Raw genomic sequence first — 13466 nt, forward strand, 5'->3', positions numbered from 1 at the left:
TGATTTGTTACGCCTCCTTAGCTACCTGTACTTTGATATTTGGTCATGCCGAATTGCCAGAAACGCAGACTTGCAGCCAAGCTCAGTACGGCAACAGCCGCAACAGCTACAAGAACCCACGCTCCTCCTTCACCTCGCAGCAGGTAAAGAGACGGAATATAGTTGACGAAGCCCACGGGAATCACCGTCAGCAGAATGCCAGACATCCATTTGGGATATAATGTTAGCGGATATTGGGCAGCCGTTCGTGCTGCATCTTCAGTGATCGTCTGTAATTCCTCGATACGTGTGGTCCAGAATCCGAGTGTGGCGGTAGCAAGTCCGATGGAAAAGAGAATGACTGCGCCCGTCAGGATAATGAGCAGGGAGAAGGGAATGGCTATCCAGCTGATCTGCCCGCTGTGCATCATGCCTGCCAAAGACCAGCAGAGGATGAACCCGCCTTGCAGGACTTCCCCGGCCATGATGCGGAAGTTTTGCGGCAGCAGTGCCAGCAATACGGGCATGGGACGTGTTAACAGTTGATCAAGCTCACCATTAACCAGATATTTTTCCAGATGGTGAACTTCGTTTCCGAACGTTCGATACAGTGTTTTGGATAACGTCATGATGGCAAAGAGATAACCGATCTCATGGAGGGACCAGCCTTTAATTGCTCCGAATTTGTGCAGCACGAGAGCAACCATCAGAAACTCGGAGATCTGAATTAAAGCGGCCAGTACGGACGCCATGATGAAATTGAACTTGTATTGCATCCGGCTGCGGATGCTTGTTTGAATCAGCATTTTATATAAATTGAACCAGGAAGTTCGCTTCATCCGCCCTGCACCTCCACTTTACGACGTAACACTTGGGTAATCGCAAGACAGATCAACGTCATGAAGACACACCAAAGCAAGGTTCCCCATAACAAGGAGCCATCTTCGAAACCAAGATAGATTCGGGTAGGTACATAGAGCAGGAACGGGTAGGGTGATATCCAGGCAAGTTGTTCAAGCCAGTTCGGTAGCCATTCCAGCGGAATGAAAAAACCAGCCAGCAGATTCATCATCGCGTGATTGCCCCAGTGAAGCCAGGAGGACTCCGTAGTCCACATCGATGTGGCACCAATAATGTAGTTCATACAGATGGACAAGTATGCGGCGCCGGCAAGACCAAGTGTTGCATAGAATAGTGTTGAAACGTCTGAGGGCCAATGCAGGGAAAAGACAATGGAGAAGAGCAGGTAGATTGGAATACTTTTGTATACGAACTGGTAGGCAATCTGCCCCCATTCGCGTGCCATCAGATGCGTGAACAGATGAACAGGCCTCATCAGATCCAGAGCGATCTGCCCTGTCCTGACGGATAAGGGAATACCTAATCCGTTCGTGAGAAAACCCGAGATCCAAAGAGAGGATTGCGTGAACGCAATGTAACTGATCATCCCCTGTGTCCCGTATTCCCCGAGCGTATGGTCGGCCCCGATGCCGATCCAGAGGCAGGCGTACATGTAACCAAACATGGCGCTTGCCAGGTTATGTACCATGTGTGCCCCGCGGTATTGCAGGTTCCGGGAGTAGGCTTTGGAAGCCAGAGTGAAATAAAGCATGTGACACCTCCGATAAGTGGATTGAACGGCGTTTCCGTTCACTTCAGTCAAGGCGAAAAAAGAGAGAAGGACAACAGCATACCAATTTATTCCTTCACAAGCAAGACATTTTTTTGGCATATACCGGAAGAAATAGGGCTGTTCAACAATGCGCCACAAGACAGCGGTTTGTCCGTTCCTTTATAATTGGGAAGAAGGTCGCAAACGTTTACAATATGAACTATTCAAATTTTAAATAAACTGCCGGATTTGCCTGACGATTGAGGATACAGAACGACCAGAACGACCAATTCGGCAAGAAAGAAGGAAGTCATGAAGAAAATGGCATGGGTCACCGATAGTACCAGTACACTGGACCCCGATTTTGCGAAGCAAAATCATATCTACATCGTACCGCTGCGCATCGTATTTGGAGAAGAATGTTACAGGGAAACCGATGACATTACATCTGAAACGTTCTATGAGAAACTTGCTGGGGCTTCACGTGCGAGCAGTTCGCAGCCACCTATTGGCGAGTTCATAGAACTGTATGAGTCGCTCAAAGATCAGTACGATGAGATCATCACGATTCATTGCTCTACTGCACTTAGCGGAACGCTGCATACTTCCATACAGGCTGCAGAGATTGCAGGGGTGCCGGTCACCGCAATTGATTCAAGGGCAGGCGCTTATCCTCTTCGCGAGATGATTATGCAAGGACTGGAATGGCAGAAGCAAGGCTGTACGGCTGCCGAGATTAAAGTGAATATTGAACAGATGATTGATAACATGTCCTTTTACCTCATCCCGGCCAGCCTCCAGCATCTTCATCGCAGTGGTCGTGTATCGGGCACGCAGCTTATTATTAGTCAACTGTTGAAGATTCATCTGTTGCTCAGATTCGAAGAGGGCAAAGTGGTCGTGAATGAGAAAATTCGTACCTTCAAGCGCACGAAGCAGCGTATGCTGGATATGCTCCAACTGGACATGGGGAAAGTAAAACACGTATGCATCATGCATGCCAACAATCAGGAAGAAGCCGTCACAATTAAAAAACAGATTGCAGCTCTGCTGCCTAGATTAAAGACCGAAATTATGCCGTTTATCCCTGTGGTGAGTATTCATGCAGGTGCAGGAACCATTGGACTGTGCTGGATCCACAGCGAGAACGGATATAGAGATTAGCTGCATCAGCATTGATCTACAGACTCTCATAGACCTGGCAGGAAACACACTTGATGTCAAAGTGGTGCTCCTGTCAGGTCTTTTCATATGTCATTGCCAATTCAAACAAACGGTGAGGTAATAAAGAAAACTGTTCATGTTGGAGGGAACCATTGAGCTGGAGATACCTGATGGTGATATCTTCGTGCAAGCGAATGAAGAAGCATTGAACCGTGTGCTTTATCCCTCTCACCCTTGGAGCTATAGGGATATGGATTGCTTCGATGTCCATGGTTCGTCTGGAGACCAAAGATGTGAACTGAATCATCCTATAAAAGCATGCTCCGTATGGCTTCAGATGCCATTGACATCCGCTCGTACAAGGGATAGGATAATGTCAACTGAGACACGAAGGAGAATGCAACGATCATGACGATTCCAAAAACATTAACAATAGCTGGTTCGGACACAAGCGGCGGTGCAGGTATTCAAGCTGATTTGAAAACTTTTCAGGAGCTGGGTGTGTATGGCATGACCGTACTGACTACGGTTGTGGCAATGGAGCCCGAAACATGGGATCACCAGGTCTTTCCTGTTGAATTAAATGTGGTTGAAGCGCAGCTTCGCACTGTTCTGGACGGCATCGGTTTCGATGCAATGAAGACAGGTATGCTCGGTTCGGTAGATATTATTGAACTGGTAGCGAAGCATATTCGCCGCAGCGGCTTGCCGCAGATCGTTATCGATCCGGTAATGGTCTGCAAAGGTACAGATGAAGTACTGCAACCGGAAAATACGGAAGCGATGATCGAATTCCTGTTGCCAGGTGCTGATCTGGTTACACCGAATCTGTTCGAAGCATCCCAACTGGCGAAGAGTGGACCGATTCGCTCCAAGGAACAGATGGAAGCAGCGGCAGCAGCAATTCATGCCCATGGCTCGAAACATGTTCTGATCAAGGACAGAGGTGTAATTAGCCCGGGTAAAGCAATGGATTTACTCTATGATGGAACGAACTACGAATGGTTTGAAGCCGATGTTGTCGGCTCCGGATATACGCATGGTGCGGGCTGCACGACGTCTGCAGCGATTACTGCAGGATTGGCTCGTGGTCTTTCAGTGAAAGAGGCTGTTCGTGAAGGTAAAGCCTTCGTGACCAAAGCGATTGCCGGCGGATTCCCGCTGAACCGTTTTGTTGGACCGACACTGCATGTGGCACACCGTCTGGAGCAACAACGTTAAGTGTTGCCAGGGAGCGCGCAGTAGTGCATCAATTCTGGATAACACACTTCGATTTCATTCAAGTAGCTGTCAATGAGCAGGAGCTTGCTCGTTGATGGCTTCTTTTTTTATGCGAATTTTTATAAAATTAGTAACTTTTGGCTTATATTAATCGTATATATCATGGGAGCACTCCAAAAACATGTATGGACACATGGACGACACATGGAATAGGTATGTTATCATCAGAAATTGAAAAAGGAGAGTCGGCCATGATCAGAACAGTGCTTCTGGTGGAAGATGAAAGCCGCATCCGTGAGATTGTGGCCGATTATTTCATAAAAGAACAATGGAACGTCATAGAAGCAGAACATGGAGTGCAGGCACTGGAACTGTTGGCTATGCATGAGGTGGATCTGGTTATTCTGGATGTTTTGATGCCTGAAATGGATGGATGGACGTTATGTGGGCATATTCGATCCCAATCCACCGTACCTATTATCATGCTGACTGCACGGTCCGAGGATGACGATAAAATTCATGGGTTTCAGCTGGGCGTAGACGATTACGTCACCAAGCCGTTTAGTCCACGTGTGCTGGTTGCACGTGCAGAGACATTAATGAAGCGTGTTGAAGGTGCATTAGGACGAGAGCAGGGTGTGATTCACTTCGGACAGGTAACCCTTGATCCATGGGCCAGACGCCTGGAGAAGGACGGAATTGAAGTGGAACTTGCACCAAAGGAGTATGATCTGTTGCTTTATTTGGTACGTAATGCAGGCATTGTGTTGTCCCGGGATGCCATTTTGAATCGGATCTGGGGATTTGATTTTGAAGGGGACTCACGTGTTGTGGATACCCACATCAAGAAGTTGCGCAGCAAATTGGGTGATGAAGCCAAGTGTATCCGGACGGTGATTGGCACTGGATATCGTTTCGAGGCAGAAGCATGAGAAGAAATGGCGTAACGATGAAGCTTTTCCTGGTCATGGCAGGATGTCTGGTACTTCTATATGGGACGACGGTTTTTGCCCAGTTGGTCTGGTTCCCCGACTTCTATCAGCATCAAAAGGTCAGCAGTATGAAGAAAAAGCTGTCCAAGTTCGAACAGCAATATTCCAATGGACATTGGAGTGATTTGCAGCTAGCCAAGGAGACCGGCAAATTCATGCGTCAGAATCAGTCACATCTGGTTATTCTGACGAATCAAGGAAGACTGGTTAATGACCCGTTCCACATTACGTTGCTTCAAGAGGATGGGAGTCACGTGAAGGTGTCCTTGTCCTTGTTTATCAATAGTGAAAATGCTGGCTGGATTACATCCCACCTGAAATATGGGCAAGAACTGACGGTGAGAGGTCCGGCCAGCGGGTCCATGGTCTATCCATTCAAAATCCAGGATGCCACTTCTGCCGCATGGGGAACAGAAAGCTTTCAGGAATCGATTGAACCGGTAAAGGAATGGTCAGGCGTATTAACCGAGGTCGTTCTTCCCAATCTGGCAACGTGGAGTCAGAGGCAGGGACTGCTGGTGCAAGCACTGGATCGCCGGTTCCCATTATCCACCGAAGACCAACTGGCCTTGGCGAATGGCAAAATGCTTAATGAAGAATGGATGGATAACTGGAGCGGTGTTCGCAACGTCATCACCATTGCTCCAGTGCACCGTTCCGGACCCGAGCAACAACTGATCTTCTCGCTCACTTCTCTACAGGAGATGAGGGAAGCGAATGAGGCAACACGTTTGTTTTATGCGTATTTTGGCATAGGGGCATTTCTATTGATTCTGTTGCTGGCGTTACTCCTGTCCCGAATTGTAACGAAGCCGCTCTTGGCCTTGAATCATGTCGCGAAGAAAATGTCTACGCTGGATTTCACGGTGAAATCACCCATCCGGCGTAATGATGAAATCGGCAGTCTGTCTAACAGCCTCAATGCTTTATCGGGAACCTTGGGTCAGACACTGGAAGAGCTGAGGCAGGCCAACACGCAGATGCGGACAGATATGGAAATGAAGCAGGAGATTGAACAGCGACAGCGCAAGTTTTTTGCCGATGCATCACATGAACTTAAGACACCAATCAGCATTATTAAGGGATATTCTGAAGGGCTGAAGGATGGCGTGAGTGAGAGCAAACGGGAGCGTTACATTGAGATCATTGCCGATGAGGCGATCAAAATGGAAACGATGGTTGAAGAGATGCTGGATCTGGTGCGACTGGAATCCTCAGCGGTTCAACTGAATACGGATGCTGTTGCACTGGCTGACATGATTGAAGATATCGCCGGCCGTCTGGGTCCGCAACTGAAGGACAAAGGATTGGATGTGGTGCTTGTATCCACAACAGAACAGACGGTTGAGGGTGACCGAAGCAAGCTGGAGCAAGTTATTTTCAATATCATGATGAATGCTATACGTCATGCGATACCACATACCGATATAACTATTGAGATCAGCAGGCGTGAAGGTTTTGTCCATATTTCCATTGAGAACAAGGGCGAGCAGATAGCTGAAGCTGAGCGGCAGTATATATGGGAGAGGTTCTATCGGGTAGAGCGCTCACGTAATCGTAAAATGGGGGGGACCGGGCTCGGTCTGGCCATTGCGAAGCAGATTCTTGATCTGCATGGGTGCAGTTATGGAGTGGAGAATACACCGGATGGAGTCCGTTTTTATATTATTTTTCCTAAAGCCTAGTACGAAAGGGAGTCAAATCTTATGAAGTCTTTACCATCGATTTTAACCTTGGGGAATCTGAGTTCAGGCATGCTGGCAGTCATTATGGCTATTCATGGTGAATTTGCCCTGGCTGTGATGATGATATGGGTAGCGATGTTCTTTGATCTGTTCGACGGGTATGCGGCTCGTAAATTGCATTGTGAGGGTGAATTCGGCAAGTCCCTGGACTCACTTGCGGATGTAGTTTCATTCGGAACAGCCCCGGTGCTGATTCTGTACCTGAATTCCATGATTGAAGTGAATGTGCTGGGGATGGCACTGACCGCATTATTTCCGGTTTGCGGTGCTTTGCGTCTGGCCCGTTATAACTGTCAGAAGACAGCAAGCAGTGGTTTTGTTGGAATGCCGATTACCTTTGCCGGAGGTCTGATGTCCTTTTTCGCACTCTGGAGTCCTTATTTCACACATGGTGTAGCCTATCTTGTCATTATTGTATTATCCGGTCTCATGGTGAGCCAAATCCGATTCCCGTCTTTAAAACAAGTGCTAGCCTCACATGAGAAGGATATTGTGGAACCGAAATAAGGAGCGAGTCAGTATGGAATTTGCAAAAGAATTTATTGGTCAATATGGTTATTTCGCAATATACGGACTACTGGCTCTTGGCGTTATTGGCATGCCGATTCCGGATGAGGTGATGATGACGTTTGTCGGATATCTCGCCTCCATCTCGGTATTGAATTACTCCGTATCCATCGCCGTCAGTTTCGGTGGCGCATTTACCGGGGGGTTGCTCAGCTATATGATCGGTAAGAAGGCGGGCAGGCCGCTGGTTGAAAAATACGGTAAGTGGGTTGGCGTCAACGCCAAACGATTCAGCAGGGTGGAGTCGTGGTTCCTGAGATATGGATATTGGTCCATCATCCTGGGCTATTTCATTCCAGGCATTCGTCATCTGATGTGTTGTTTCTCCGGAATTAGCAAGATGGCCATCGGCAGGTATGTTGTCATATCCAGTATTGGTGCATTTGTATGGTGTGTTGTCTTTATATCTATTGGTTTTTATGTCGGTGTGTTAACTTAAAATGGGACAGCCTGTTGCAACATTGGGCTAAGATCGAAGACCTCTTGAGTGGTAAGATGGTCTTTTTTTGTTTTTAAGTGGTTATAAGAACTGTATGGCATAATTCAAAATGCAAAAAGCCGCTTTGACCATTCCAACCTTCGGGTTGAAGGGGGATAATGGATCAAAGCGGCGTGGGCTTCACGACCAATATGGTGTTTAATCTAAGGAAGAACGCTTGTAATGCGGTATGATTTCAATACCCTGCCTGTACACACTTTTGCAGTTACCCGCTTAAGTGAGAATCCTCGATTCCTCTTTCAACTCGTTTTTCCCCTTTTTTACGTGCAAAGGTGATCTTGAGCAGTGGCGGTGTAACCAGTGTAGTGATGATGACCATAATTACAACGCTGGTAAAGTACTCCGGATCAAGTAATCCGGAGGCAAGTCCGGTTGAAGCGATAATGAGCGCGACCTCACCTCGTGATATCATTCCCGAGCCAATGGCCATGGAAGATGTCATATCAAATCCGGTCATTCGCGCACCGGCTGCGCCACCAATAAGCTTGGACAAAATGGCAATGATACTGATGATCACGATGAACCAGATTTGAGAACCTACACCATCAAAGGTTACATTCAGACCGATACTTACAAAGAATACTGGTACAAAAATGCCGTAGGCAATGGGCTCCAGTTTGGTTTCGACTTCATGTTTGAAGTTGGTTTGAGAGATGGCGATACCAGCGGCAAATGCACCAATGATTCCAGCAACACCCATCCACTCTGCAAAGTAGGAAAATCCGAAACAGATAATCAGGCCCGCAGTAATAACGGTCTCGGTTACCTTCAGTGGTGCCATCCACTTCATGATGCGTGGAACAAGGAACCAGCTGGCAGCGATAATAATAACAAAGAATAACAGCTTCTTGCCAATCAGCAGAGAAATCGAAGTGTCTCCTCCACCTGTACCTAGCAAGCTCATCATAACGGCAAGAATGACAACGACAAGGACATCATCGACGACGGCTGCACCAAGGATTGTTGTACCCTCACGAGAGCTGAGTTGATCCATGTCCTTCAGCGTCTGAACCGAAATACTGACGGAAGTGGCACAGAACAAAAGTCCAAAGAACAGTGCGTGTGTCGTTGACATGCCAAAGGCTATGGCCGAACCGTATCCCCCGATAAAAGGTAATATGATACCGCCGACCGCTACGGCAAAGGCCGCCTTCCAGTTTTTCTTCAATTGCTCCAGATCTGTTTCCAGTCCGGCAATGAACATAAGCAATAGTACCCCGATTTCAGCCATGTAATGCACGAAATCACTTTGTTGAACCCAGCCCAGCAGCGCAGGTCCGAGAATGACACCGACAATCAGCTTTCCTAATACTGAAGGTTGGCCCAATCTGACGGACAAATCACCAGCAAGTTTGGTGAAAATCAAAATTAGCGCAAGAACCAAAATAAATTCCATAGATGTGCTCCTCTCCAGCAGTTGCGTTTTTATAGGATTACCTGCCCAAGGGCGAATCATTCCAAGCCAAAAAACAAAAAAAAGGCATAGAACAGCATTAATAAATAGTGCCATTCATGCCTAAAAAAAGACAAGGAGGGCCCTTGGTGACAGGCTCCTCCGGTTTCAACGCGTATGTGATTAATGACACTAATTATAACACAAATTTGAGCTGTGGTAAACATATTGCTGTCTTGGTAAGTATGAAAATGGCTATAACGGGAACGCTAACGTCGGTTGTGACATGTTTTGTTCAGAGTGTTGTCACTTAACAGCCCGGAATTGCCGAGATATAATGATATAGAACATAGAAGTTAGGATATGAGGAGGATTTTGCATTGGGCAAAAATAACAAAGGGGAGCCGAACGTTCCATCCCCGACGAGTAATAAAAATTTCGCAGGCATCATTATCACGATTTCCATTCTCGCTAATGTCATTATTTTATTATTGTTCTTCGCGCCGTCCATTGGTTACAAAGGTGATGTAACCTTTGATATTACGGTGTTGCCGCGGTTTAATGCCGTGTTTAACAGCTTTACCTTCATCTTCCTGCTTGCAGCGCTTATTGCTATTATCAAGCGGAATGTGAAGCTGCACAAACGATTTATTCTTGCAGCATTCTCAACGACATTGTTATTCCTCGTGACATATCTGACGTTTCATTACCTCTCACCAGAGACGTCTAAATACGGCGGCGAGGGCATTATTCGTTCGATCTATTTCTTCATTCTGATTACCCATAGTATACTGGCAGCCCTGATTGTTCCCTTGGCGTTGTTCACACTTGTGTGGGGTTGGACGAATCAATTGAAGAAACACCGCAAAATTGCACGTTGGACTATGCCAATCTGGCTGTACGTCAGTTCTACAGGTGTCGTGGTATACCTGATGATGGCACCATATTATTAATGTTATGAATGTTTCACTGTGCTAATTAGTTTGACTTGCGGGTAATGTTTCCATGGAAGGAGGGTTCACGTTTATGTACAGAGTTGTTTTGATTCGCCATGGACAGAGCATGTGGAATGTAGAGAATCGTTTTACCGGATGGACAGATGTGGATCTGACGACGGATGGATACGCAGAAGCTCGTAAAGCAGGGAAGATCATGAAGGAACAGGGATTTGATTTTGACTACGCTTATGCATCCGTGCTGAAACGTTCTATTCGCACACTCGATATTGCGCTGGATGAAATGGACCTCATGTGGATTCCCATTACGAAGACCTGGAAGCTGAATGAACGCCATTATGGTGCGCTGCAAGGACTGAATAAACAGCAGACTGCTCTGAAGTACGGGGAAGACCAAGTAAAGGAATGGAGACGATCCGTTAACGTATCTCCCCCGGCACTGGACGAAACCGATGACCGATATGTGCAGGATCAGGACAAGTACAAACGGCTCGGGTGCATCATCCCGTTTACGGAGAACCTGATGGATACCTCCAAGCGTGTGCTGGAGTACTGGAATGCGGAGATTAAACCGATGGTGTCGGCTGGCAAAAGAGTGCTGATCTCTGCGCATGGTAATACGCTCCGTTCACTCGTCATGCATCTGGACCAATTGTCCGAAGCAGACGTGATGGCGCTAAATATCCCGACAGGCATTCCGCTTGTCTACGAATTGGATGAAGATCTGCATCCGATCGGTCACTTCTATCTAACCGCCGATGGCTCGACCTACAAACATGAAGAAATGACCCATGTGGCAACGCCATCTGATTAATGGACATGGACGTATGTCTCGATTGTACGAAAGTTTGTTTGATTTACTAGTTCGGTTGATGTTTCAACTGACCGAGTACGAGTGAAAGATGACCGCTGAATTTTAATTCGGAGGTCATCTTTTTTTGCGCGATCAAGCCTGCACTTCGTTTCGTTTTGCTCCCACAGGGTAATTGTCAAACAAGACACGATGTACATTTATCCTGAAGGAGGAGAAGCACATGTCTAAAAGAAGAGGAATACTCATGACGGCTATCGGCGCAGGTGTGACTTATCTGATGAGGAACAAACAAGCAAGAGATAAGCTGTTTAGCACTGTCTCGGGTATGATGAAAAACTCCAATTCGTCGTCTAATGGAACAAGTAAAACCAGACCACGCGTGGAAGTGAAATAGATTGCGATAGTTCGTTTATCATTGAATTAAAATGATGATCATGAGAAACCTGGAGATGAAGTCGTTCCAGGTTTTTTTGTGCAGTTGAAAACTACCTTTTGTTTCGGTGAGGCATGCGATTTTTGCCAGCAAGAATGATACAATGGATACTTGCAGAACGTATGGAGGGAGATGCACATATGAAGAAAAATTGTCTAGGTACATCCGAACTGATGGTGTCTGAGATTGGGCTGGGATGTATGTCACTTGGAACTGAAATGGAGCACGCTAGGGGCCTGATTCATGAAGCTCTGGATCATGGGGTTAATCTGCTAGATACAGCCGATCTGTACGACGCAGGGCGTAATGAAGAGATTGTAGGACAAGCTATTAAAGGGCGTCGGGACCAGGTCATTGTGGCGACCAAAGTAGGTAATCGTCGTATGCCCGGCAAAGAGGGCTGGTTATGGGACCCGTCCAAAGCCTACATTAAGCAGGCTGTACATGAAAGTCTGAAGCGTCTGCAGACCGATTACATCGATCTGTATCAGCTGCATGGCGGGACCATGGACGACCCCATCGAAGAGACGATTGAAGCGTTTGAGGAACTGAAGAAGGAAGGCGTTATCCGATATTACGGAATTTCCTCCATTCGTCCCAATGTCATTCGGGAGTATGTAAAGAGGGCATCCATCGTCAGTGTGATGAACCAGTACAGTGTTGCTGACCGCAGAGCGGAAGAAGAAGTGCTGCCTTTGTTGGAGCAAAAGGGGATCAGCGTAATTGCCCGTGGGCCCGTAGCTAGCGGTGTACTCGCCGATTCCGGATCTGCCAAGGCAGATAAAGGTTATCTGGACTATACGCCAGAGCAACTATATACCATTCGGCAAGGGCTAAGTCTTCTTGTTACAGACCAACGCAGCATGGCTCAGACGGCTATTCGCTACGCGTTATCCCATCCTGCGGTAGCAGCTGTTGTCCCTGGTGCCAGTTCAAGAGACCAGTTGCTGCACAATATTGCCGCTTCCAATTCGCCTGAACTCACCGCTGCGGAAATTCAGGAAATACGAGAGCTCAGTCCCGCTAATCTGTACAAGCAGCATCGTTAACTTCATTAAGCCTATTTTCAATTGTAACTATACGAGGTACAATGAAGATCAGCCAAAAAAGGAACGTATAAGGGAGAGAAGACATATGGAAAGAATTCAAAGTGAACAGCAGTATTTGGATACAATTAACTCTGATGGTTTTACCGTCATTAAATTTGATACAACCTGGTGTCCGGATTGCAAAAACCTGGATCGTTTTATCGGGGATGTTATCGACCAACATACGGACAAAACCTTCTATGCCCTGGATGCAGAGAAGTTCCAGCCGTTTGCCGAAGAGAATGGTGTACGCGGCATTCCAAGCCTGCTCGTCTTCCAGAACGGCAAGAAAATCGCCCATCTGCATAGCAAATGGGCTAAAACACCTGCTCAAATCTCCGAGTATCTGGAGACGCTTGAATCCAAAGTTTAAGCGTACCAAGGCATCAGCAGTTTGTTTGATTAACTTAGCATACGGAGACCTCTTCTTGTCCTGCGACAGGAAGGGGTTTTGTGTTTCATTCCAGCCCGCATGATGTGCATTCAAATGTGCATTCGAATAACTGAAGTTGAGAAACAACGCTTGTTTAGAATTTGTTCAGTGCTCCCATGTATACTGTGAGAACAAACTGAATATTTGGGAGTGAACAAGATCCGTATGAAGAATGAAATTTTTGAGGAAATGCACCAATTAAGTCACAATGATGACCGGAGATACCGATTGTTAATGATTGGAGTGAAGCAATTGCTGCAGGAACAAAAGGAGAATAGATATAATCTGCGTGAGAGATTGAAGAATCGGAAGAAACACCGGAACATTCAAGTAAAAGAGTGGTACTAGCCAGACTTCTTTTCGGAAGTGAACATAAATATGGTTGTCCATGATACATAGTAAACCTAGTTGGCATCACCAATGATCCAAGCCAGCAAAAAAGGAAATAATGAAGAGTAGGACTTCTTCTAATTACAGATATTCCTGTCTTTGAAGCAGCAACAGAATCGTGAAGCAACAGAAACATAGCACAGAATATAAAATATGACGGCCTCACTTCCCAAGGGAACG

General features: G+C 46.6%; 15 protein-coding genes. 12 read left to right on the forward strand and 3 right to left on the reverse strand.

Features of this window, described 5'->3' with window-relative positions; translation table 11 throughout:
- Positions 1–17: 17 nt before the first annotated feature.
- Together J7E78_RS20250 and J7E78_RS20255 are read right to left on the reverse strand one after the other, a co-directional pair.
- Complete coding sequence (locus J7E78_RS20250; protein WP_215077930.1) at positions 18–818, reverse strand: ABC transporter permease; 801 nt, start codon at positions 816–818, stop codon at positions 18–20.
- Positions 815–1591 (reverse strand): ABC transporter permease, encoded by a 777-nt coding sequence (locus tag J7E78_RS20255; protein WP_215077931.1) that lies wholly within the window; start codon positions 1589–1591, stop codon positions 815–817. The genes J7E78_RS20250 and J7E78_RS20255 overlap by 4 nt, the downstream gene beginning before the upstream one ends.
- Positions 1592–1903: 312 nt before the next feature.
- Here J7E78_RS20255 and J7E78_RS20260 point away from each other — a divergent pair, with 312 nt between their 5' ends.
- The 6 genes from J7E78_RS20260 (at position 1904) to J7E78_RS20285 (ending at position 7719) form a co-directional block, all read left to right on the forward strand.
- Complete coding sequence (locus J7E78_RS20260; protein WP_215077932.1) at positions 1904–2755, forward strand: DegV family protein; 852 nt, start codon at positions 1904–1906, stop codon at positions 2753–2755.
- 408 nt (positions 2756–3163) lie between these two features.
- Complete coding sequence (thiD, locus tag J7E78_RS20265) at positions 3164–3976, forward strand: bifunctional hydroxymethylpyrimidine kinase/phosphomethylpyrimidine kinase (protein WP_017692191.1); 813 nt, start codon at positions 3164–3166, stop codon at positions 3974–3976.
- Between the two features lie 251 nt (positions 3977–4227).
- Entirely contained in the window at positions 4228–4908 is a 681-nt protein-coding gene (locus tag J7E78_RS20270; RefSeq protein WP_215077933.1) for a response regulator transcription factor, read from the forward strand.
- A complete protein-coding gene (locus J7E78_RS20275) occupies positions 4905–6653 on the forward strand; it encodes a sensor histidine kinase (RefSeq protein ID WP_215077934.1) in 1749 nt (582 codons plus the stop codon). The genes J7E78_RS20270 and J7E78_RS20275 overlap by 4 nt, the downstream gene beginning before the upstream one ends.
- Before the next feature lie 21 nt (positions 6654–6674).
- The gene (pssA, locus tag J7E78_RS20280; RefSeq protein WP_215077935.1) at positions 6675–7220 is read left to right on the forward strand and encodes a CDP-diacylglycerol--serine O-phosphatidyltransferase; all 546 of its coding nucleotides are present in this window, start codon (positions 6675–6677) and stop codon (positions 7218–7220) included.
- Between the two features lie 13 nt (positions 7221–7233).
- Positions 7234–7719, forward strand: coding sequence for a DedA family protein (locus tag J7E78_RS20285; RefSeq protein ID WP_215077936.1), 486 nt, complete (start codon positions 7234–7236; stop codon positions 7717–7719).
- 265 nt (positions 7720–7984) lie between these two features.
- Here J7E78_RS20285 and J7E78_RS20290 read toward each other — a convergent pair whose 3' ends face one another.
- The gene (locus tag J7E78_RS20290; protein WP_215077937.1) at positions 7985–9175 is read right to left on the reverse strand and encodes a cation:proton antiporter; all 1191 of its coding nucleotides are present in this window, start codon (positions 9173–9175) and stop codon (positions 7985–7987) included.
- 377 nt (positions 9176–9552) lie between these two features.
- On the opposite strand from J7E78_RS20290, the gene J7E78_RS20295 reads away from it, so the two are divergent.
- From J7E78_RS20295 to J7E78_RS20320, 6 genes are all read left to right on the forward strand, one after another.
- Positions 9553–10125, forward strand: coding sequence for a DUF420 domain-containing protein (locus tag J7E78_RS20295; RefSeq protein ID WP_215077938.1), 573 nt, complete (start codon positions 9553–9555; stop codon positions 10123–10125).
- 73 nt (positions 10126–10198) lie between these two features.
- Complete coding sequence (gene gpmA, locus J7E78_RS20300) at positions 10199–10942, forward strand: 2,3-diphosphoglycerate-dependent phosphoglycerate mutase (protein ID WP_215077939.1); 744 nt, start codon at positions 10199–10201, stop codon at positions 10940–10942.
- Between the two features lie 220 nt (positions 10943–11162).
- A complete protein-coding gene (locus tag J7E78_RS20305; protein ID WP_167544434.1) occupies positions 11163–11336 on the forward strand; it encodes a hypothetical protein in 174 nt (57 codons plus the stop codon).
- 179 nt (positions 11337–11515) lie between these two features.
- On the forward strand, positions 11516–12424 hold the full coding sequence (locus J7E78_RS20310; protein WP_215077940.1) for an aldo/keto reductase: 909 nt from the start codon (positions 11516–11518) through the stop codon (positions 12422–12424).
- Between the two features lie 85 nt (positions 12425–12509).
- Positions 12510–12836, forward strand: a complete 327-nt coding sequence (locus J7E78_RS20315; protein WP_017692202.1) for a thioredoxin family protein — start codon at positions 12510–12512, stop codon at positions 12834–12836.
- A 225-nt stretch (positions 12837–13061) separates the two neighbouring features.
- On the forward strand, positions 13062–13244 hold the full coding sequence (locus J7E78_RS20320) for a hypothetical protein (protein WP_017692203.1): 183 nt from the start codon (positions 13062–13064) through the stop codon (positions 13242–13244).
- Positions 13245–13466 lie beyond the last annotated feature (222 nt).

The organism is Paenibacillus polymyxa (assembly GCF_018614975.1).
Lineage (GTDB): Bacteria > Bacillota > Bacilli > Paenibacillales > Paenibacillaceae > Paenibacillus > Paenibacillus polymyxa_E.

Coding starts and splice junctions, on each gene's coding strand:
- pssA (WP_215077935.1), top strand. CDS start 6,675: ATGAAGTCTTTACCATCGATTTTAACCTTGGGGAATCTGAGTTCAGGC.
- J7E78_RS20260 (WP_215077932.1), top strand. CDS start 1,904: ATGAAGAAAATGGCATGGGTCACCGATAGTACCAGTACACTGGACCCC.
- J7E78_RS20290 (WP_215077937.1), bottom strand. CDS start 9,175: ATGGAATTTATTTTGGTTCTTGCGCTAATTTTGATTTTCACCAAACTT.
- J7E78_RS20255 (WP_215077931.1), bottom strand. CDS start 1,591: ATGCTTTATTTCACTCTGGCTTCCAAAGCCTACTCCCGGAACCTGCAA.
- J7E78_RS20285 (WP_215077936.1), top strand. CDS start 7,234: ATGGAATTTGCAAAAGAATTTATTGGTCAATATGGTTATTTCGCAATA.
- J7E78_RS20310 (WP_215077940.1), top strand. CDS start 11,516: ATGAAGAAAAATTGTCTAGGTACATCCGAACTGATGGTGTCTGAGATT.
- J7E78_RS20305 (WP_167544434.1), top strand. CDS start 11,163: ATGTCTAAAAGAAGAGGAATACTCATGACGGCTATCGGCGCAGGTGTG.
- J7E78_RS20275 (WP_215077934.1), top strand. CDS start 4,905: ATGAGAAGAAATGGCGTAACGATGAAGCTTTTCCTGGTCATGGCAGGA.
- J7E78_RS20320 (WP_017692203.1), top strand. CDS start 13,062: ATGAAGAATGAAATTTTTGAGGAAATGCACCAATTAAGTCACAATGAT.
- J7E78_RS20270 (WP_215077933.1), top strand. CDS start 4,228: ATGATCAGAACAGTGCTTCTGGTGGAAGATGAAAGCCGCATCCGTGAG.
- gpmA (WP_215077939.1), top strand. CDS start 10,199: ATGTACAGAGTTGTTTTGATTCGCCATGGACAGAGCATGTGGAATGTA.
- thiD (WP_017692191.1), top strand. CDS start 3,164: ATGACGATTCCAAAAACATTAACAATAGCTGGTTCGGACACAAGCGGC.
- J7E78_RS20315 (WP_017692202.1), top strand. CDS start 12,510: ATGGAAAGAATTCAAAGTGAACAGCAGTATTTGGATACAATTAACTCT.
- J7E78_RS20250 (WP_215077930.1), bottom strand. CDS start 818: ATGAAGCGAACTTCCTGGTTCAATTTATATAAAATGCTGATTCAAACA.